Annotated in this window: 20 protein-coding genes; 7 read left to right on the top strand and 13 right to left on the bottom strand. The window is 64.0% G+C overall.

Annotated elements, in window-relative coordinates; genetic code table 11:
* Nucleotides 1-68 precede the first annotated feature (68 nt).
* The 5 genes from urtE to urtA all read right to left on the bottom strand — a co-directional run bounded on the left by urtE (nucleotide 69) and on the right by urtA (nucleotide 5,861).
* Nucleotides 69-767 (bottom strand): urea ABC transporter ATP-binding subunit UrtE, encoded by a 699-nt coding sequence (gene urtE, locus MCB86_RS12305; protein WP_025243170.1) that lies wholly within the window; start codon nucleotides 765-767, stop codon nucleotides 69-71.
* A 169-nt stretch (nucleotides 768-936) separates the two neighbouring features.
* On the bottom strand, nucleotides 937-1,791 hold the full coding sequence (gene urtD / locus MCB86_RS12300; RefSeq protein ID WP_239611110.1) for an urea ABC transporter ATP-binding protein UrtD: 855 nt from the start codon (nucleotides 1,789-1,791) through the stop codon (nucleotides 937-939).
* Complete coding sequence (urtC, locus tag MCB86_RS12295; RefSeq protein WP_045163774.1) at nucleotides 1,788-2,867, bottom strand: urea ABC transporter permease subunit UrtC; 1,080 nt, start codon at nucleotides 2,865-2,867, stop codon at nucleotides 1,788-1,790. Before urtC ends, urtD begins: the two co-directional genes overlap by 4 nt.
* Nucleotides 2,864-4,435 carry an urea ABC transporter permease subunit UrtB gene (gene urtB / locus MCB86_RS12290; RefSeq protein ID WP_239611109.1) on the bottom strand — a complete coding sequence of 524 codons (1,572 nt, stop codon included), beginning with the start codon at nucleotides 4,433-4,435 and terminating at the stop codon, nucleotides 2,864-2,866. The genes urtC and urtB overlap by 4 nt, the downstream gene beginning before the upstream one ends.
* A 157-nt stretch (nucleotides 4,436-4,592) precedes the next feature.
* A complete protein-coding gene (gene urtA, locus MCB86_RS12285) occupies nucleotides 4,593-5,861 on the bottom strand; it encodes an urea ABC transporter substrate-binding protein (RefSeq protein WP_239611108.1) in 1,269 nt (422 codons plus the stop codon).
* Between the two features lie 321 nt (nucleotides 5,862-6,182).
* On the opposite strand from urtA, the gene MCB86_RS12280 reads away from it, so the two are divergent.
* Complete coding sequence (locus MCB86_RS12280; protein ID WP_045163771.1) at nucleotides 6,183-6,806, top strand: pseudouridine synthase; 624 nt, start codon at nucleotides 6,183-6,185, stop codon at nucleotides 6,804-6,806.
* A 21-nt stretch (nucleotides 6,807-6,827) separates the two neighbouring features.
* Here MCB86_RS12280 and MCB86_RS12275 read toward each other — a convergent pair whose 3' ends face one another.
* The 4 genes from MCB86_RS12275 to MCB86_RS12260 all read right to left on the bottom strand — a co-directional run bounded on the left by MCB86_RS12275 (nucleotide 6,828) and on the right by MCB86_RS12260 (nucleotide 9,543).
* A complete protein-coding gene (locus tag MCB86_RS12275) occupies nucleotides 6,828-7,046 on the bottom strand; it encodes a DUF2788 domain-containing protein (protein ID WP_021210252.1) in 219 nt (72 codons plus the stop codon).
* Nucleotides 7,047-7,203: 157 nt separating this feature from the next.
* A complete protein-coding gene (locus tag MCB86_RS12270; RefSeq protein WP_239611107.1) occupies nucleotides 7,204-7,683 on the bottom strand; it encodes an Lrp/AsnC family transcriptional regulator in 480 nt (159 codons plus the stop codon).
* A 532-nt stretch (nucleotides 7,684-8,215) separates the two neighbouring features.
* A complete protein-coding gene (locus tag MCB86_RS12265; RefSeq protein WP_239611106.1) occupies nucleotides 8,216-9,127 on the bottom strand; it encodes a cation diffusion facilitator family transporter in 912 nt (303 codons plus the stop codon).
* The gene (locus MCB86_RS12260) at nucleotides 9,127-9,543 is read right to left on the bottom strand and encodes a hypothetical protein (protein WP_045163767.1); all 417 of its coding nucleotides are present in this window, start codon (nucleotides 9,541-9,543) and stop codon (nucleotides 9,127-9,129) included. Before MCB86_RS12260 ends, MCB86_RS12265 begins: the two co-directional genes overlap by 1 nt.
* Before the next feature lie 271 nt (nucleotides 9,544-9,814).
* Between MCB86_RS12260 and hrpB the strand changes: the two genes are divergently transcribed.
* Nucleotides 9,815-12,334 (top strand): ATP-dependent helicase HrpB, encoded by a 2,520-nt coding sequence (gene hrpB, locus MCB86_RS12255; RefSeq protein ID WP_239611105.1) that lies wholly within the window; start codon nucleotides 9,815-9,817, stop codon nucleotides 12,332-12,334.
* 21 nt (nucleotides 12,335-12,355) lie between these two features.
* Here the strand turns inward: hrpB and MCB86_RS12250 are convergent, their stop codons facing one another.
* Nucleotides 12,356-13,081 (bottom strand): transporter substrate-binding domain-containing protein, encoded by a 726-nt coding sequence (locus MCB86_RS12250; RefSeq protein ID WP_080890659.1) that lies wholly within the window; start codon nucleotides 13,079-13,081, stop codon nucleotides 12,356-12,358.
* A gap of 221 nt (nucleotides 13,082-13,302) precedes the next feature.
* Here MCB86_RS12250 and MCB86_RS12245 point away from each other — a divergent pair, with 221 nt between their 5' ends.
* The gene (locus MCB86_RS12245) at nucleotides 13,303-14,145 is read left to right on the top strand and encodes an SDR family oxidoreductase (protein ID WP_045163764.1); all 843 of its coding nucleotides are present in this window, start codon (nucleotides 13,303-13,305) and stop codon (nucleotides 14,143-14,145) included.
* A gap of 23 nt (nucleotides 14,146-14,168) precedes the next feature.
* On the opposite strand, the gene MCB86_RS12240 is transcribed toward MCB86_RS12245, so the two are convergent.
* Nucleotides 14,169-14,576, bottom strand: a complete 408-nt coding sequence (locus MCB86_RS12240) for a VOC family protein (protein ID WP_045163763.1) — start codon at nucleotides 14,574-14,576, stop codon at nucleotides 14,169-14,171.
* Nucleotides 14,577-14,645: 69 nt separating this feature from the next.
* The gene (locus MCB86_RS12235) at nucleotides 14,646-15,326 is read right to left on the bottom strand and encodes a YciC family protein (RefSeq protein ID WP_239611104.1); all 681 of its coding nucleotides are present in this window, start codon (nucleotides 15,324-15,326) and stop codon (nucleotides 14,646-14,648) included.
* Nucleotides 15,327-15,388: 62 nt separating this feature from the next.
* Between MCB86_RS12235 and MCB86_RS12230 the strand changes: the two genes are divergently transcribed.
* From MCB86_RS12230 to MCB86_RS12215, 4 genes are all read left to right on the top strand, one after another.
* Nucleotides 15,389-15,916, top strand: coding sequence for an NYN domain-containing protein (locus tag MCB86_RS12230; RefSeq protein ID WP_196298702.1), 528 nt, complete (start codon nucleotides 15,389-15,391; stop codon nucleotides 15,914-15,916).
* Between the two features lie 234 nt (nucleotides 15,917-16,150).
* Nucleotides 16,151-17,476 (top strand): DEAD/DEAH box helicase, encoded by a 1,326-nt coding sequence (locus MCB86_RS12225; RefSeq protein WP_239611103.1) that lies wholly within the window; start codon nucleotides 16,151-16,153, stop codon nucleotides 17,474-17,476.
* 146 nt (nucleotides 17,477-17,622) lie between these two features.
* Entirely contained in the window at nucleotides 17,623-18,330 is a 708-nt protein-coding gene (locus tag MCB86_RS12220; RefSeq protein WP_045163760.1) for an AzlC family ABC transporter permease, read from the top strand.
* Nucleotides 18,327-18,635 (top strand): AzlD domain-containing protein, encoded by a 309-nt coding sequence (locus MCB86_RS12215; RefSeq protein ID WP_045163759.1) that lies wholly within the window; start codon nucleotides 18,327-18,329, stop codon nucleotides 18,633-18,635. The genes MCB86_RS12220 and MCB86_RS12215 overlap by 4 nt, the downstream gene beginning before the upstream one ends.
* 53 nt (nucleotides 18,636-18,688) lie before the next feature.
* Here the strand turns inward: MCB86_RS12215 and MCB86_RS12210 are convergent, their stop codons facing one another.
* A complete protein-coding gene (locus MCB86_RS12210) occupies nucleotides 18,689-19,939 on the bottom strand; it encodes a TIGR03862 family flavoprotein (protein WP_239611102.1) in 1,251 nt (416 codons plus the stop codon).
* Nucleotides 19,940-19,970: the final 31 nt, after the last annotated feature.

Here is a 19,970-nt window from a genome sequence, read left to right as displayed (position 1 = left end):
TACAAGCCCCGCCGTGTGCGGGGGCTTTTTTATGTTTATGGCCGCGAGGGGCGTGTGCAACCGGCGCCTTAAATCGCCACCAGCCCGCGTACCCCTTCGGCTTCCATGGTGTCGCCACGGCCTTGCTGGATGATTTCGCCGCGGCTCATCACCAGGTACTGGTCGGCCAGCTCGGCGGCGAAATCGTAGAACTGCTCCACCAGCAGGATCGCCATGTCGCCGCGGGCGGCGAGTTTCTTGATTACCACGCCGATTTCCTTGATCACCGAAGGCTGAATGCCTTCGGTGGGTTCGTCGAGGATCAGCAGGCGCGGTTTGCTTGCCAGCGCACGACCGATGGCCAGTTGCTGTTGCTGGCCGCCGGAGAGGTCACCGCCGCGGCGGTGCTTCATCTCTTTCAGCACCGGGAACAGCTCGTAGATGAATTCGGGCACTTCCTTGGCTTCCTTGGCGCTGAAGCGGGACAGGCCCATCAGTAGATTCTCTTCGACGGTGAGCCGACCGAAAATTTCGCGCCCCTGCGGCACGTAAGCGATGCCGGCATGCACGCGCTGGTGCGGTTTGAAACCGGTGATCGGCTTGCCTTCCCAGTTCACCGCGCCTTCCTTGGCCGGGATCAGGCCCATCAGGCACTTGAGCAGGGTGGTCTTGCCGACACCGTTGCGGCCGAGCAGGCAAGTCACTTCGCCAATTTTGGCGTCAAATGAAAGGCCGCGCAGGATATGGCTGCCGCCGTAGTATTGGTGCAGTTGCTGGACTTGCAGCATGTGCGACTCCTTCACTTTGGTGGATAAGCCTCTGGCGTTATCCACCCTACGATTAGGTTTGCGTTGATGCGGGCGTGGACGTTCGGCGGCCGTAGGGTGGATGACGCTTCACCCATCCACCATGGATGTCCTGGGTGATGCGAAGGGCGCCATCCAACCTCCGAATCAATCACCGCCCCAGATACACCTCGATCACCCGCTCATCGTTCTGCACGGTTTCGAGCGAGCCTTCGGCCAGCACCTGGCCTTGATGCAGCACGGTGACGTGGTCAGCGATGGTGTCGACGAAGCCCATGTCGTGCTCGACCACCATCAGCGAGTGCTTGCGCGCCAGGCTCTTGAACAGCTCGGCGGTGAACTCGGTTTCGGCATCGGTCATGCCGGCGACCGGCTCGTCGAGCAGCAGCAGTCGCGGGTCCTGCATCAGCAGCATGCCGATTTCGAGAAACTGCTTCTGGCCATGGGACAGCAGCCCGGCCGGGCGGTGGCGCGAGGTCTCCAGGCGGATGGTCGCCAGCACCTCGTCGATCCGGTCCTTCTGTTCGCCCTTGAGCTTGGCCTTCAAGCTGGCCCACACCGACTTATCGGTCTTCTGCGCCAGCTCGAGGTTCTCGAACACGTTGAGCGCCTCGAACACCGTGGGTTTCTGGAACTTGCGGCCAATGCCGGATTGGGCGATTTCCACCTCGCTCATGCGCGTCAGGTCGAGGGTGTCGCCGAAGTACGCCGTGCCGCTGTCCGGGCGGGTCTTGCCGGTGATGACATCCATCATGGTGGTCTTGCCGGCGCCGTTGGGGCCGATGATGCAGCGCAGCTCGCCGACGCCGATGTAGAGGCTGAGATTGGTCAGCGCCTTGAAGCCGTCGAAGCTGACGTTGATGTCTTCCAGGCTGAGGATGGTCCCGTGACGGGCATCGAGGCCGGCGCTCTTCACACGGCCGAGGCCAATGGCATCGCGGCCGCTACCGCCATCGGCAGCGGTGTCAACCGGTTCGATCAGTTCGGGTACGGGTGCGGTTTTCATGGTTCGCCCCTCCGGCGCAGTAATCCGATCACGCCTTTCGGCAGGTACAGGGTGACGACGATGAACAGCGCGCCCAGGGCGAACAGCCAATACTCGGGGAAGGCCACGGTGAACCAGCTCTTCATGCCGTTGACGATGCCGGCGCCCAGCAACGGCCCGATCAAGGTGCCGCGCCCGCCCAGGGCGACCCAGACGGCGGCTTCGATCGATTGCGTCGGCGCCATTTCGCTGGGATTGATGATGCCGACCTGGGGCACGTAGAGCGCACCGGCCAGGCCGCAGAGCACGGCGGACAGCGTCCAAATGAACAGCTTGTAGCCGCGCGGATCGTAGCCGCAGAACATCAGGCGGTTTTCTGCATCGCGCAGCGCGGTCAGCACACGGCCGAACTTGCTGCGCGCCAGCCGCCAGCCGAGGAATAGGCTGCCCGCGAGCAGGGCAACGGTGGCCAGGAACAGCGTGGCGCGGGTGGCCGGGGCCGAGATCGAGAAGCCGAGAATGGTCTTGAAGTCGGTGAAGCCGTTGTTGCCGCCGAAACCGGTTTCGTTGCGGAAGAATAAGAGCATGCCGGCGAAGGTCAGCGCCTGGGTCATGATCGAGAAGTACACACCCTTGATCCTCGAACGAAAGGCGAAGAAGCCGAAGACGAACGCCAGCAGCCCCGGCGCCAGCACCACCAGGCACATCGCCCAGAGAAAGCTCGACGTGCCGTACCAGTACCAGGGCAGCTCGGTCCAGGCGAGAAAGCTCATGAAGGCGGGCAGCCCGTCGCCTGCGCTTTCACGCATCAGGTACATGCCCATGGCGTAGCCGCCGAGCGCGAAGAACAGTCCGTGGCCGAGCGACAGCAGGCCTGCATAGCCCCAGACCAGATCCAACGCCAGGGCGACGATGGCATAGCAGAGGATCTTGCCGACCAGCGTCAGGGTGTAGGCCGAGACGTGAAAGGCGTTGTCCGCAGGCAGCAGGTGCAGCAACGGCATGGCCAGCAGGATGACGAGCACCACGCCCAGCGCGGCGGCGGTCAGCGTCGGGCCGGCTTTTTGCGCGGCGGTGATGGCGAGTGGCTGGTTCAATCGATGACCCTCCCCTTGAGGGCGAACAGCCCCTGCGGGCGCTTCTGGATGAACAGGATGATCAACGCGAGGATCAGGATCTTGCCCAGCACGGCGCCGATCTGTGGCTCGAGGATCTTGTTGGCGATGCCGAGACCAAAGGCGGCGAAGATGCTGCCGGCCAACTGGCCGACGCCGCCGAGAACGACGACGAGAAAGGAGTCGATGATGTAGCCCTGGCCGAGGTCCGGGCCGACGTTGCCGATCTGGCTCAAGGCCACGCCGCCGAGCCCGGCGATCCCGGAGCCCAGCCCGAAGGCCATCATGTCGATGCGGCCGGTGGGCACGCCGCAGCAGGCGGCCATGTTGCGGTTCTGCGTTACCGCGCGCACGTTCAGGCCCAGTCGAGTCTTGTTCAGCAGCAGCCAGGTCAGCAGCACCACAAACAGTGCGAAGCCGATGATCACCATGCGGTTGTACGGCAGCACCAGGTTCGGCAGCACCTGCAGACCGCCTGACAGCCAGCCAGGGTTGGCGACCTCGACGTTCTGCGCGCCGAACAATACGCGCACCAGCTGGATAAGAATCAGGCTGATACCCCACGTCGCCAGCAGGGTTTCCAGTGGTCGGCCATAGAGGTGGCGAATCACCGTGCGTTCCAGTGCCATGCCGATGGCCGCGGTGACGAAGAAGGCTACGGGCAACGCCACCAGCGGGTAGAAGGCCAGGGCTTCCGGCATGAGCCGAGCCATCAACACTTGCACCATGTAGGTGGTGTAGGCGCCGAGCATCAGCATCTCGCCATGGGCCATGTTGATCACGCCCAATAGGCCGAAAGTAATGGCCAGACCCAGCGCGGCGAGCAGAAGAATCGAACCCAATGACAAGCCGCTGAATGCCTGGCCGAGCAGTTCGCCGATCAGCAGCTTGCGCTTGACCTGCGCCAGGCTGGTCTCCGCCGCCTTGCGCACGCTGGCGTCGGTTTCCGCCTCATCGGCGAGCAGGTTTTCCAGCCGCACCCGGGCCAGTGGCGCACCGGTCTCACCGAGCAGACGCACGGCGGCCAGGCGCACGGCCGGGTCGCCCGCGGTCAGCTGCAGGTTGGCCAGGGTGAGCGTGAGCGCTTCGCGCACGGCCGGGTCGTCTTCGGCTTGCAGGCGCTGTTCGAGCAAGGGCAGCTGCTCGGGTTTGCCGCTGCGCTGCAGACGCTTGGCCGCCGTGAGGCGCTGCGCCGGATCGTCAGCGAACAGCTGATGGCTGGCCAGTGCCGTGTTGAGCAGGCCGCGCAAGCGGTTGTTCAAACGTAGCTTCTTAGGCGTCCCGACGGGTTGGGCGTCGCCTTCGAGGGCGCGGAGATCACCGTTCTCCTCGATAAAGGGCGTCTTGTTCCTATCGATCACCACGCGGCTGGCGCGCAGGGCTTCGATCAGCGGCAGCCGCTCCGGAGCGGGCGCGATGGCCCAGGCTTCCAGCAGCTTGGCCTGTTTGGCCGGGCTCGCCTTGGCGTAGTCGGCCGCGTCACCGGCGTGGGCTGCCCAGGGCAGGGCCAGCAGGAGCAGCAGAAAAATTCGGTACAGGGCAGTGTTCATTTAGGCATTCCCCAGGGACCCCGGTGCTCTCTTGGTGGAGCTGGCGGTGGTCGACAGGTGGATGAAAAAAGGCCCATCCACCCTACGAAAGCGAGCGAACGTAGGGTGGATCGGGACGCGGAGTCGGCGCTTCATCCATCCACCAAAACGTCCATCCTCAGTTCGACTTCACCGCATGGTCCGGCTTCTTGTCGTTGCCTGGGATGTAGGGGCTCCACGGCTGGGCGCGGACCGGGCTTTCGGTTTCCCAGACCACCGAGAACTGCCCGTCATCCTGGACTTCACCGATCATCACCGGCTTGTGCAGGTGGTGGTTCTTTTCGTCCATGGTCAGGGTGTAGCCGCTCGGCGCTTCGAAGGTCTGGCCAGCAAGGGCATCGCGTACCTTGCCAACCTCGGTGGTGCCGGCTTTCTCGACCGCCTGCGCCCACATGTGAATGCCAACGTAGGTGGCTTCCATCGGGTCGTTGGTTACGGCCTTGTCAGCGCCCGGCAGGCCCTTTTCCTTGGCGTAGGCCTTCCACTTGCTGACAAACGCTTCGTTGACCGGGTTTTCTACCGACTGGAAGTAGTTCCAGGCCGCCAGGTGACCGACCAGCGGTTTGGTGTCGATGCCGCGCAGCTCTTCTTCGCCGACCGAGAAGGCGACGACCGGAACGTCAGTGGCGTCCAGGCCCTGGTTGGCCAGCTCCTTGTAGAACGGCACGTTGGAGTCGCCGTTGATGGTCGAGACCACCGCCGTCTTGCCGCCGGCGGAGAACTTCTTGATGTTGGCGACGATGGTCTGGTAATCGCTGTGGCCGAACGGGGTATACACCTCTTCGATGTTCGATTCCGGCACGCCTTTGCTGATCAGGAAGGCACGCAGGATCTTGTTGGTGGTGCGTGGGTAGACGTAATCGGTACCGAGCAGGAAGAAGCGCTCGGCGCTGCCGCCGTCTTCGCTCATCAGGTACTCGACGGCCGGGATGGCCTGCTGGTTCGGCGCCGCGCCGGTATAGAAGACGTTGGGTGACAGCTCTTCGCCTTCGTACTGGACGGGGTAGAACAGCAGGCCGTCGAGCTCTTCATAGACCGGCAGTACGGATTTGCGCGAAACCGAGGTCCAGCAACCGAAGGTCACCGCGACCTTGTCCTGAGTCAGCAGCTGACGGCCTTTCTCGGCGAACAGCGGCCAGTTGGAGGCCGGGTCGACCACCACTGGCTCGAGCTGCTTGCCGAGCACGCCGCCCTTGGCGTTGATCTCGTCGATGGTCATCAGTGCCATGTCTTTCAGAGATGTTTCCGAAATAGCCATGGTGCCGGACAGCGAATGCAGAATGCCGACCTTGATGGTCTCGGCTGCCTGCACGGTGAACGGGAACAGGCCGCTGAGCATCAGGGCACTGGCGGCGAGGGTGGACTTCAGTAGGGGACGGCGTTTCATTGTATGTGGCTCCTTGGCTGTCCATGCGCAACTGTGGGTTGGTTCTCTGGGACAGGGAGCGCTATCGCAGCATCCATGCCAATTTCTTCGAAGCGCTCTGGCACGAGGCCTCGCTGTCGTTCGCTCTGTAATACGTAAATGCGGACTGGGCTCTGTGGGTACGAAAATGGGGCGACCGACGCGATGTGGGGCAGCGTGTTGCACGCATGTGGTGCGAAATGGCTTCGAAGTTGCCGGTGGCTGAGCCGGCGAAGCCGAGCGCGGCTGCTTGCGGGGATCGCCCCGTCGCCCTAGCATGACCGGCCTGCACAGGAAGCCTTCATGTCGCGTCGTCCCCGCCCACCACGCACCGCTGCAGCGCGTAGCCAGCCCCGTCGAGTCGCCAAGCCGCCGCCTGCCGAGTCGCGTCTGCTGCTGTTGAACAAGCCATTCGACGTGCTCACGCAGTTCAACGATGCCGATGGCCGTACCACCCTCAAGGACTTCGTGCCGGTGCCGGGCGTGTACCCGGCCGGGCGTCTGGACCGCGACAGTGAGGGGTTGCTGCTGCTGACCAACGATGGCCAGCTGCAGGCGCGCATCGCCGATCCCAAACACAAGCTGGCAAAGACTTACTGGGTGCAGGTGGAGGGCGAGGTGAGCGCCGAGCAGTTGCGCCGTCTGCGCGACGGTGTCGAACTCAACGACGGCATGACGCTGCCCGCGGAGGCTCGGGCATTGGAAGAGCCGGTGTTATGGCCACGAAATCCGCCGGTGCGCTTTCGCAAGAGCGTGCCGACCTCTTGGCTGGAGCTGGTAATCAGGGAGGGGCGTAACCGTCAGGTACGAAGGATGACGGCGGCGGTCGGGCTGCCGACGCTGCGGCTGGTGCGGGTCAGGATCGGGCCCTGGTCGCTGGACGGCCTGCAACCAGGGGAATGGCGGGAAGTGCCGGCGCGCTTGTGAGGCGCCGGCCGCCTCACCGCATCAGTGCGGGATGCCCTGCGAAACCTCGATGATGTAGCCGATGATCGGCTTGGCGAGAAAAGCGAACAAGCAAAGGCCAAGGCCCAGGAACAGAATCGCCGTGCCGAGGCGTCCAGCTTTAGACTTCTTGGCCAGGTCCCAGATGATGAACGCCATGAAGGCCATCAGGCCTCCGACCAGGACGATCATCATCCACTTTTCGAATACTTCGGGTTCCATCGAGCGCTCCGCGTGGCTAGTAACGACAACGGCTATGACAACGGGCGGGCTATTGTTGGCTGAGCAGGGCTCGTTTTTATGACGCGCGGGGCATAGCAAGGCGGCGCCGAGTATACGCCAACCAGGCCGCCACGCGGCCTGTCAGCGGCATCCGGTCTCAGCTGCGCAGGTGCTCCAGCGGCAGCTCCGTGCTTGACGACACTTGCCTCAGGACGAAGCTCGACCGCACGCTCGACACACCCTCGATGCGGGTCAGGGTGCCGAGCAGGAAGGCCTGATAGTGCTCCATATCCGGCACCACGACCTTGAGCTGGTAGTCGGCGTCCATCCCTGTCACCAGGCTGCACTCCAACACTTCCGGGCACTTGCCGATGACTCCTTCGAAGTGCTCGAAGCGCTCCGGCGTGTGACGATCCATGCCGATGAGCACATAGGCGGTCAGGGTCAGGCCGAGTTTCTTGCGATCCAGCAATGCGACCTGGCGGGCGATGTAGCCGTCGTCCTCGAGTTGCTTCACCCGCCGCGAGCAGGGTGAGGGCGACAGGCCGATGCGCTCGGCCAGATCCTGATTGGAGATGCGGGCGTCGTGCTGCAATTCGGCAAGGATGCGCAGGTCGTATCGGTCGAGTTTGCTCATTTAGGTTGGCTCGCATTATTGGATTGCGGATAACTATGCAGTGGCGATAGGTAATTGCGCAACTGATGGATCTGTGGGCAATCTTCGCAAACTTTTGCCGGTTGCGCGGGCGTAAGCTTTATCTAACTTCAGCCCCCGGCAGAAAAGACACGGCACGCGATCCTGCCGTGTTCTCCGAACGCCTTACCCAGGTCGACGGTCCGGGCCCCCAACGCTCACGAGGCGCTGCGAGAAGAAGCCGTTATCATCGGCCCGACGAATCGAAGAGACCACGCCCAGGCGTGGTCTTTTTCGTTTTGGCGTTTTGTTTGGGGGCCAAGAGCTGAGGCGATTCCTAGCCGCTGTGTATGCGCTGTTGTGGGAGCGGCCTTGGCCGCGAAGTTGTTGGGCTTTGGGTTCACGTGGCTACGCCCGTTGGCCGGGTTGGCTGAGGCATTGGTTTCGCCCAGCAGGGCGAAACCATCGCTAGCGGTGTCCGCGGTAACCGGTATAGCGCCTTTGCCAGACGCCGCACCCGCACGCTCACGCTGCGCTACCCCTTCGCCCTAACCACCTCAAGCGGATCAGCATGCACCAACACTTCGGCCCGCGGGTACTTGGCGTGAATCGCCGCCTCGACCCGATCGCACAGCCCATGCGCCTCGATCAACGGCAGCTGCCCCGGCAACTCCAGATGCATCTGCACGAACCAGCGAGTACCAGAGACACGGGTGCGCAGGTCGTGGCAACCGACCACACCGGGCACTGCGCAGGCCAACTGGTGCATATCCTCGCTGATCTCCGGCGGCAGCTCGGTATCCATCAACACCGCGCCGGCCTCGCGCACGATGCTCAGCGCGCTCCAGAAGATGTAGAGAGCTATGGCGATGCCGAAGACGGCGTCCAGGCGCTCCCAGCCGTAGCCGGCCAGCACCAGCGCGACGAGGATACTGGTATTGAGCAGCAAGTCCGAACGGTAGTGCAGGGCGTCGGCGCGGATCGCCGTGGATCCGGTTTCACGCACCACGTGGCGCTGATACATCAATAGCGCCACGGTCAGCGCCAGCGACAACAGCATCACCGCGATGCCCAGCGCCGGCGCGCCCAATGGTTCGGGGTGCAACATGCGGTCGACGCCTTGCACGCAGACGAGGATCGCACTGACCGAGATGAACGCGCCCTGGCCGAGCCCAGCAAGGGCCTCGGCCTTGCCGTGGCCGTAGCGATGATCCTCGTCGGCCGGGCGCAGCGAGTATTGCACGGCCAGCAGGTTGAGCAGCGAGGCGGCGCCGTCCAACAAGGAGTCGGTGAGGCCCGCCAGTAGGCTGACCGAACCGCTCAGCCACCACGCCAGCGCCTTGCTGGCCGCCAGCGTCAGCGCCACGGCCAACGCCAGCCGCGTGGCGCGGCGCATCAGCCTCGCGTGTTCGGCGCTGACGCCCTTGCGCTCGCGGGTGTGCTGCATCAGGCGGCGGGCCGCAATCCAAACGCCGCCAACTGCTCGACGCTGCCGTTGTGCTGGATCAGGCGCGGATCGTCCAGCGGCAGGCTGCGGCCGGTTTCCGCTTCGATGATGGCTTTGAGCTTAGCCTGGTCAATCACGCCGTCGGCACCGATGGCTTCTTGGAGTTTTTCCGGGGCCATGGAGTAGCTGTTGTCGGGCAGGTAGATGGCGCCAGTGGCGAAATCGATGCCGAATGCGATCAGGCCGGGAATTACGTAAAACAACAGGCCCACCGCATTGAGGACCGCGACGGCCGGGTCGATACGGCCGTCTATCTGACCGCGGCGATCCGGGTAGAACAGCGTGCCGCAGGCCGCCAGTTGGGTGAATAGGGAGACGGCCAGCACGCCGCCGATGACACGGGAACGAGTACGCATAAGACCTCCGAAAAAAGTGGCGCAACTATACAAGGGCCGCGCAAGGGCTGCGTGATGTTTTCTCGACATCAGACCGCCTTCTGCGCCTAAGTGTTCAGGGGCCCACGCAGAGCCAGCGCAGTGTAAACGCGCAAGGTTTACACCCGTTATGGGCTGACGAAACCTGCCGGGTGGGGAGTGGATCATCGGCGTCGTCGTTCTACGATGCCGTCGTTCAGCCGCCAGCGCTTTTATCGTCCCCTATAATGCCGCGCTCAAATCCGGAGTCCCCATGCTGCTCCTACCCATCGATGAAGCCCTGCCGGCGCTGCGCCAGGCCCTGCTAACCCGTGACGAGGCGGTGCTCGAGGCACCCCCCGGTGCCGGCAAGACCACTCGCGTGCCGCTGGCGCTGCTGGGCGAGCCCTGGCTGGAGGGGCTATCGATTCTGATGCTCGAACCACGGCGTCTGGCTGCCCGTGCAGCGGCCGAGCGGCTGGCCAGCGAGCTGGGCGAGAAGGTCGGCGAAACCGTCGGCTATCGCATCCGGCTCGAAAGCAAGGTCGGGCCGAATACCCGTATCGAAGTGGTCACCGAAGGCATTCTTGCGCGTCGCTTGCAGGACGACCCGGCGCTCGAGGGCGTCGGACTGGTGATCTTCGATGAATTTCACGAGCGCAGTCTGGACGCCGATCTGGCGTTGGCACTGACGCTTAATGCACGTGTGCTGTTGCGCGATGAACCGCTCAAGTTGTTGTTGATGTCCGCCACCCTCGAAGGTACGCGGCTGTCCAGCCTGCTGAATGAGGCGCCGGTGGTGCGCAGCGAAGGACGCATGTACCCGGTTGTGCAACGCTGGGGACGGGCGTTCCAGGCTGGCGAGCGTATCGAGCTGCGAGTGGTGCAGACGGTTTTGCAAGCGCTGGATGAGGAGTCCGGCAGTGTGCTGGTGTTCCTTCCCGGGCAGGCCGAAATCCGCCGAGTGAACGATACCTTGGCCGAGCAGTTGGCGGATCGAAGCGAGGTGATGCTCTGCCCCTTGCATGGTGAACTCGAGCTGGCCGCCCAGCGGGCCGCCATCGAGCCGGCACCTGCCGGCAAGCGCAAGGTTGTATTGGCGACCAACATCGCTGAGACCAGCCTGACCATCGAAGGCGTACGGGTGGTGGTCGATGCCGGATTGGCGCGGGTGCCGCGGTTCGATCCGGGTAGCGGTATGACGCGTCTGGAAACTCGCCGTATTTCGCGTGCGTCGGCGACGCAGCGTGCCGGTCGAGCGGGGCGTCTGGAGCCTGGTGCCTGCTACCGCCTATGGTCCGAAGACCAGCACGCACAGCTGGCCGCTTATGGCGACGCGGAAATTCTTCAGGCCGATCTGGCCGGCGTCGCGTTGCAACTGGCGCGCTGGGGCGTCGAGTCGGATGAGCTGGTCTGGCTGGATATGCCGCCGGCTGCTGCGTACGCCCAAGCGCAGGATCTGCTCCAGCGCCTCGGCGCGCTCAGTCGTAATGCCCGTGGCGGTTGGCGATTGACCGCTCACGGCCAGGCCATGGCCGAGCTGCCCGCGCATCCGCGGATCGCTCACCTACTGTTGCGCGGGCAGTCGCTGGGCCTCGCGTCGCTGGCGGCGGATCTCGCTGCCTTGCTGGTCGAGCGTGATATCCAGCGCGGCGGTGGCGTGGATATCGCTACGCGTCTCGGGCTGCTCGACGGCAGCGCGGGGCGGCATGCTGGTGCCCAGCGGGTGCGCCAGCTGGCTAGGCAGTTTCGCAGCCTGCTGCGTGGCCCGGTGGTGCCCGCGCCGGCGAATGCGTCGGATCATCGTTGGCACGGCGCGCTGCTGGCGTTCGCCTATCCCGACCGGATCGCCCGACAGCGTCGTGAGGGCGGCGGCGAGTACCGCTTGGCCAACGGTCGGGCGGCGGTATTCGACGAGCCGGACGCCTTGATGAAGGAGCCTTGGCTGGTGATCGCCGAACTGGGCAGCCGTCAGGGCCAGCGCGAAGAGCGCATCTACCGCGCCGCCGCGCTGGATCCAACGTTGTTCGACGAGGTGCTGGCCGAGCAGGTCAGCGTGCGTGACGAGCTGGAATGGGACGAGCGCGAAGGCGTATTGCGGGCCGAGCGGCAGCGACGCGTTGGCGAGCTGATCCTGAGTCGTGAGCCATTGCCTGGGCTGGATGACGAGGCGCGCGGCCGTGCCCTGCTCGGGCTGGTCCGGCGCAAGGGTCTGGAGCTGCTGCCTTGGACGCCGGAACTGCGCCAGTGGCAGGCGCGCATCGCGTTGCTCAGGCGGATCGATCTGGATGCCGGCGTCGTCAGTGAATGGCCGACTGTCAGCGACGATGCGCTGCTCGAGCGGCTGGAGGACTGGTTGCTGCCGTACCTGGGCAAAGTCTCCCGTTTGGCGCATTTCGCCCAGCTGGACCTCAAGGCCATGCTCTCGACCCTGTTGCCTTGGCCATTGCCGCAGCGCCTTGACGAACTGGCGCCGATGGCCATCGTCGTGCCGTCGGGCTCGCGGGTGCGGCTCGACTACAGCGAGTCGCCACCGGTGCTAGCGGTGCGCCTGCAGGAGCTGTTCGGCCTGGCCGATACGCCACGCATCGCCGGAGGGCGCCAGGTCGTCAAGCTGCACCTGCTTTCCCCGGCACGGCGACCGGTGCAAGTGACCCAGGATCTGGCCAGCTTCTGGGCCAACACCTACGCCGAGGTGAAGAAAGACCTCAAGGGCCGTTATCCCAAGCATTACTGGCCGGATAACCCGCTGATCGCCGAACCCACCGCACGCGCCAAGCCACGAGGCACCTGAGGCGGTTTCGCGCGCCGCGCCTTATTCAGGCAGCCTCATGTCTTCACCGGCTGCCGCCAGCTCGGCATAGGAGCGATCCAGTGCATCGACGATGTTTCGGCTGTCATCGACATGGCGCGAAACGATGAAGCGAATCGGCATCTCGTGGATGGTCTCGTAGGGCAGCGCCGGCATGCCGAGGCGTTGCAGCGCTTGATGCACTGGAATTTGATAATCGAGCAGATAGTCGGCGCGCCGGTGCTGCAGCATCTCCAGCGCCGAGGCGTGGTTGCTGGCGCGGTGTAGGCGAATGTTCAGCTGCGGGTCGTGCAGCATCTTATTCACCGCGGGCCAGTAGTTATAGCCACCGATCACGATGACACCGCGCCCAGCGAGACCTTCCGGGATCTGGGGTGGTGGTGTGTCGGCCCGATAGTAGAGATTGAGACTGATCTGCGCGAGGGTTTCACGCCCTTCTAGCGTATCGGCCAGCAGCTCCGGTTTGCCTGGCGCGCCGGGCCAGATATCGATGGTGCCGTCCTTCAGGGCCGCATACAGGCGTGCGCTGGGCAGCCCGCGAAATCTAGGCTGATAGCCGGCGTGCTCGAGCACCTTGCGCGCCAGGCTCACCACTGGCCCCTGCGGCCGACCCTGCGCATCGGTGTAGATGGCCGGCGGAAAGTCGTAGTAACCAACGGTCAGGGTTCGTGACGATTCAGGCCCGGACTCGGCGAAGCAAGGACCTGTCAGAGCTGCCGCAAAAGACATCCAAAGTAAAGGCTTCAAGGTAATTCACTGCCCCTTGTGGTTGCACCGTCCAAGCATGGCGGCCAGTGGCTTCACTGTCCAGAATGGCACGGCGGCGCGAGTCGCCCGGTGTCGCTCATTCGCGCAGCCGCGGTTCGGCGACGGGCCGACTATGCTCAAAGCATGAATGGCGCCATGGCCGACAGGTTCTGGTGCTCGATCAGGCTCAGGTGGAGTGGTTCATGTATCGCAAGGTTTTCGCCAGCAAGGTATTCGATCGCAAGGTGGTGCTGATCACCGGGGGCTGCGCGGGGATAGGTCGCGCTCTGACCGAACGGATGGCACAGGCCGGTGCGCGGGTGGTGATCTTCGATCTCGATCAGAATGCGATCGATGGTCTGGTTCAGCATCTGGTCGATCACCACAACGCCGATGCCCTTGGCCTGCGCTGTGATGTTTCGGATGCGAAGGCGGTGCAGCAGGCCGTTACGCTGGTGGTGGAACGCTTTGGCGGCATCGACGTGCTGGTCAACAATGCGGGTATTACTCACCGCAGCCGCGTCGCCGAAACCAGCCTGGCGGTGTTCGAGCGGATCATGGCGGTCAATTTCTATGGTGCGCTGCATTGCACCCAGGCCGCGCTGCCGAGCCTGATCGCGCGCGATGGTCAGATCATCGTGCTCAGCTCGCTTTCGCAGTACGCGCCGGTACCCGATCGAGGCGCCTACAACGCCAGCAAGCACGCACTGCATGGGCTGTTCGAAACCCTGCGCAGTGAGTTGAGCGAGACCGGCGTCAACGTGATGCTGGTGTGCCCCGGTTACACCGCGACCGATCTGCGCAAGAACGTGCTGGTCGGCGACGGATCCACCGCACCGCAGCCGGTACTGACCGTGGGGCGCGTGGCATCGCCGCAGGATGTCGCCGAGTCGATCTATCAAGGAGCGCTGAGACGGCGCCGGCTGCTGGTGTTGTCCAATCTGGACTGGCGCGCGCGGCTGGTGGCGCGCTGCTTCCCGCGGTTGTTCGAGCACTTGCTGCTGCCGCGGCTGGCCGGTGCCCGGGCGTCAACCGGCACCGGCTAGGCGACCAAGGTGTTGCCGTGCAGTCACTGCATCAACGCCGTGTCCCAGAAGGCGGCCTCGACCTTGTGGCCGTCGAGGTCGCGCACGAAGCAGCCGTAGTAGGGCTCGCCATACTCTTCCCGTGGCCCCGGTGCGCCTTCGTCCGTTGCACCGGCGTCCAGGGCGGCGCGATGAAAGGCATCGACCGACGCCTTGCTTGCGGCGAAGAAGCCGATATGCGTGCCGTTGCCAACGGTGGCCGCTTGGCCGTTTATCGGCGTTTGCAGCCAGAACTCCGGATATTCGCGGCCCCAGGCGATCGCGCCTGGATGGGCCATGATGCGCTTGCAGCCCAGGGTCGCGAGGACCTGGTCATAGAAGTTTGCAGCTTGCTCGAATCGATTGCTGCCGAGGGAGACGTGGGACAGGATGCTGGGGTTTTGGTCGGCCATGGCGAAGCGCTCGGTATGGATGGAGCCACCAAGCCTAGCCCGGCGGATCGCCATGCGCCGCCCTGATGGTCAATTTCTTTCATCAAGGCCGATGGCCGGCTCGCTGCAGAGCATGAAGCAGCGGAACAGCACCACGGTCGCCAGCAGTTGCACCAGCCCGACGGCGCTGTCGACCAGCACGGCCAGCAGGCTGGGTGACGTCTCGCTGGCCCAAAACTGTGCGGCGAGCCAGGCTTCCAGCAGCCACAGCGGCAGCAGCACGGCGAGGATGCAGCCGAGCACCAGGAAAAAGTGATCGCGGGTCTGCCGGAAGCTCTCCTTCAGTGCCGCGAGCGGGCTCAGGCCACGCAGCACCAGCAAGTATTCGGCAAAGGCGATCTTGACCATCACCCAGATCCCGGGCAGGACGAATAGCGACGCGCCGAGCATGATCAGCAGGGTGCCCAGCCCGGCCAGCACCGCCATCGGCGGCCATAACGGCAGCGCTCGCGCTACCACCTCGCGTAGCGGCGGGTGATGACCCCGGCTGCGGGCATCGAGAAACAGGATCAGCGCGCCGATATAAAGCGGGTAGAAAACCATGCCGACCAGCAATTCCTGCGCTGGAAGGACATTCTTGCCGAGCAGATGTTCGACGGCCAGGCGGGTGCAACTTTCCAGCACGATCAGCGGCAGGCAGAGCCGCGCGATGGACGCCAGGTTACGGGAGTAGAAGAACCAGGCATCACGGAGGATGGACAGGACATTCATCGCGGTCGGGATACTCTCGGAGAAACAGGCGCGCACTTTAGCCCAAGGAGGCGGGCGGCGACATGCGCGACATTGCCGTCCATACTGATCAACCCTTCCACCGTTCGGGTCGCCGCGTGAAGAAGATCGCCCTGTTTGCCGATGTACAGAACCTCTACTACACGGTGCGCCAGGCTCACGGCTGCCACTTCAACTACGCTGCGCTGTGGGCGGAGGTCAGCGCCCGTGGCGAGATCGTCGAGGCCTACGCCTATGCCATCGATCGGGGCGATTCCAAGCAACAGCAGTTCCAGCAGATCCTGCGCAACCTGGGTTTCACAGTGAGGCTCAAACCCTATATCCAGCGCAGCGATGGCTCCGCCAAGGGCGACTGGGACGTCGGAATCACTATCGATGTGCTGGACACCGCCGGGCATGTCGACGAGGTGGTGCTGGCCTCCGGCGATGGTGACTTCGACCTGCTGCTCGATCGCGTGCGCGCCGGTGGCGCCGAGGCAACGGTCTATGGTGCGCCCGGTCTGACGGCCAACTCGCTGATTCGTGCCGCCAGCCGTTACGTGCCTATCGAAGGCAAGCTGCTGTTACGTTAGAGGTGGCGGTTAGCGGTATGGAACCGAAAGCGACACTGTCTCCGGTGCTACATTCGCCGGTCTTACCCGAAGCGGCTCTCGGTCAGTCACGCTTTGCCGACCCGGCGAGCAGTGTTGCGGTGGATGTAGGAAGCGACATCCACCCTACGCTTGGCTTCCAGCTTCCAGCTTCCAGCTTCCAGCTTCCATTCCGAGTAAACTGCGCACCTCGTTTTCGTACTCCCGGTTTTCGCCATGACCTTCGCCTCCCTGGGCCTGATCGATCCGCTGCTGCGCACTCTCGAATCCCTCGACTACACCCAGCCGACGCCGATTCAGGCCAAGGCCATTCCGGCCGTGCTCAAAGGCCGTGACCTGATGGCCGCGGCGCAGACCGGCACCGGCAAGACCGCCGGTTTCGCCCTGCCGCTGCTGCAACGGTTGCTGCATGAAGGACCGCAAGTGGCGAGCAACTCGATTCGCGCCTTGGTTCTGGTGCCCACCCGTGAGCTGGCTGAGCAGGTGCATGAGAGCTTCCGCGCCTACGGCCAGAACTTGCCGCTGCGCAGCTATGCGGTTTACGGCGGGGTCAGCCTCAACCCGCAGATGATGGCTCTGCGCAAAGGCATCGACGTGCTGGTGGCGACGCCGGGCCGGTTGCTCGACCTTTATCGCCAGAACGCGGTTAAGTTCGGCCAGGTGCAGACCCTGGTGCTGGACGAGGCCGACCGTATGCTCGACCTCGGCTTCTCGGAGGAATTGGACGCGCTGTTCAGCGCGCTGCCGAAGAAGCGCCAGACCTTGATGTTCTCCGCGACCTTCTCCGACGCGATTCGGCAGATGGCGCAGAAGCTGCTGCGCGACCCCCTGTCGATCGAGGTCAACCCACGCAACGCCGCCGCCAAGACAGTCAAGCAATGGCTGGTGCCGGTGGACAAGAAACGCAAGTCCGAGCTGTTCCTGCATCTGCTGGCGGACCGGCGATGGGGCCAGGCGCTGGTCTTCGTCAAGACGCGCAAAGGCGTCGATCAGCTGGTCGACGAACTTCAGGCCGCCGGCATATCCAGCGACGCGATCCACGGCGACAAGCCACAGGCCTCGCGACTGCGCGCACTGGAGCGCTTCAAGGCGGGCGAGGTGCAGGTGCTGGTAGCCACCGACGTGGCCGCGCGTGGACTGGATATCCATGACCTGCCGCAGGTGGTCAACTTCGACCTGCCGATCATCGCCGAAGACTATGTACACCGTATCGGCCGTACCGGACGCGCTGGTGCCACCGGCGAGGCGGTCTCGCTGGTGGCTGCGGATGAAGTCGACCAACTGGCAGCCATCGAGACGCTGATCGGCCAGGTACTGCCGCGCCATGACGAGCCGGGCTTCGTTCCCGATCACCGCGTGCCGACCACCCAACCCGGTGGCCAGATCATCAAGAAGCCGAAGAAACCGAAGAAGCCCAAGACCGCCACCGGCAAAGGCCGCATTCATCTGGGCAACTGGTTCGACGAAAGCGAGAAGCCCAACGTCAAGCCGATCCGCAAGGTGCCGAGCCTGGGCGGGGCGAAGCCGGCAAAGAAGCGCTAGCCTTCGTGCGATTCACTGGCGGCATGCGCGGGCTTTGCTGCCGCGGCGTCTGCGATTCGGTCATTCGCTCGATGACGCGCTAGCGGGAAGCTCCAGTCATCGAGCCGCCTGCAATGCCGCAATGAAACGGACAAGAGAGGTGCGTTTTGACAAATACCGATGCAGAACTTCAAGAGCTCAGTCGTCATGATGTGTGGGCCGGGTTCAAGCAGCTGACGCCAATTTCACTGTTTGTCATCGTATTCGGGTTGGCCTTCGGTCTGGCTGCAACGCAGGCGGGGCTCGATGATTATTCCATCATCATCATGAGCAGCCTGGTGTTTGCCGGCGCTTCGCAGTTCGCGTCGCTGGAACTCTGGGGAACCCATGTTCCGATCGTCCCGCTGATGGTGACCGTCTTCGCCGTCAACGCTCGGCATCTGTTGATGGGAGCGACCCTGTACCCCTGGCTGCGCCATCTGCCGCCACTGAAGCGTTACGCCGTGATGTTCGTGGTTTCGGATGCCAACTGGGCCATGTCCATGCAAGCCTTCAGTCGAGGGAAGCCGGGCTTGGGTATTCTGTTCGGCGGCGGTCTTGCGCTCTGGACGTTCTGGGTACTGGGTACCTGGCTGGGACTGTATTTCGGCAGCGCCATCCACGATCCGGTCAGTTGGGGGCTGGACATGGTCATGGGGTGTTTTCTTCTGGCGATGGTCGTCGGCGGGAAGAAAAACCTGCGCATGACCGTTATCTGGATAGTGGCTGGATGCGCATCGATGTTGGCGTACTGGTACCTGCCCGCCAATAGCCACGTGGTTGCTGGCGCGCTGGCTGGCGGGATATTGGGCGCGCTGTGGATGGAAAAGAAATGATGATAGAGACGGCGGAGTCCGGCGCGTTGATCATCATCCTGATCATGGCCGTGGTGACCTTGGTGACTCGCTGGGGCGGTGTGTTTGTCATGTCGTTCGTGCCCATCAGCCACAGAACCGAACAATTCATCAGCGCCATGTCTGGCTCGGTGCTGGTGGCGTTGCTGACACCCATGGCCGTCAATGGGGACAACGGCGCGCGGCTGGCTTTTCTGGTCACAGCGGTGACGATGCTGTTGGTCAAGAAACCGTTGCCTGCGATCGCGGCCGGGGTGATCAGCGTGGCGCTGTTCAGGCATCTATGAATATCGGCTCGATCGCTGAACGTTGCGGCTTGCGGTTCTGTATCAGGCGGATGTCAGCCCTGTAGCCAGCGAAGCATGCCTGCTGCCGCCGCACGGCCGCTGGCAAAGCAGGCTGTCAGCAGATAACCCCCGGTCGGAGCCTCCCAGTCGACCATTTCGCCGGCGCAGAACACGCCGGGCAACTGGCGCAGCATCAGGCCATCGTCCAGCACTTCGAACGGAACGCCACCGGCGCTGCTGATGGCTTCGTCCAATGGTCGCGGCCGCAGCAGCGTGATCGGTAACGATTTTATCGCCGCGGCGAGCGCACGGGTGTCCTGAAAGGTCTCGGCGCGGGTCAGCTCACGCAGCAGGCCGGCCTTGACGCCATCGAGGCCCAGCTGACGTTTGAGATGCTTGGCCATGGATTGCGAGCCTTGGGGCTTGGCCAGCGCCTGAGCAATTCTTTCCAGCTGATGATCGGGCAGCAGGTCCAGCAATACGGTGGCCTGGCCATTCCGCTCGATGGCCTGACGGATCTCGGCAGACAGCGCATAGACCAGGCTGCCTTCGATACCCGTGGCGGTGAGAACGAACTCGCCCTTGCGCCGCACGCCATCGGGCAGCCCGAGGCTGACCGTCTTCAGCGGCGCGCCGGCGAATTTTTCCTGCAGGTGCTGGCTCCAGCCGGCCACCTCGAAACCGCAGTTGGCCGGACGCAGGGGCGCGACGTCGATACCACGATCGTGCAGCAGCGGCACCCAGGCACCATCGGAGCCCAGTCGCGCCCAACTGCCACCGCCCAGAGCCAGCAAGACCGCATCGGCGCTGACGCTCAGGTCACCCTCCGGGCCGTGCAGCCGGAGGCTGCCGTCGGCGTGCCAGCCCAGCCAGCGGTGACGTGTATGGATTCGCACGCCGGCGTCGCGTAGACGCCGCAGCCAGGCGCGCAGCAGCGGGGCGGCCTTCATGTCCGATGGAAATACGCGCCCCGAACTGCCAATGAAGGTGTCGATCCCCAGCCCGTGAATCCATTCGCGCAGCGCATCGGGGGGAAAGGCCTCAAGCAGGACGCGCAGCTCCGGCGCGCGTTCGCGGTAGCGAGCGACGAAAGGCTCTAAGGCTTCGGAATGGGTAATGTTCATCCCGCCGACGCCGGCTAGCAGAAACTTGCGGCCGACCGAGGGCATGGCGTCGTACAGGTCGACCGCGACGCCGGCCTGACTCAACACTTCGGCGGCCATCAGTCCGGCGGGACCGCCGCCGATGATGGCAACGCGAGGTTCAAGAGGCATGGTTGCAGCCGGCAGTTGCGGGGCGGGCATTGTAGCGGCTGACCTGGCCGCGGGCCATTTC

The sequence above is a fragment of the Pseudomonas sp. KSR10 genome, assembly GCF_022355455.1.
In the GTDB taxonomy this organism is placed as follows: domain Bacteria; phylum Pseudomonadota; class Gammaproteobacteria; order Pseudomonadales; family Pseudomonadaceae; genus Stutzerimonas; species Stutzerimonas stutzeri_E.
This window is presented reverse-complemented; position numbering and strand designations above follow the sequence as displayed.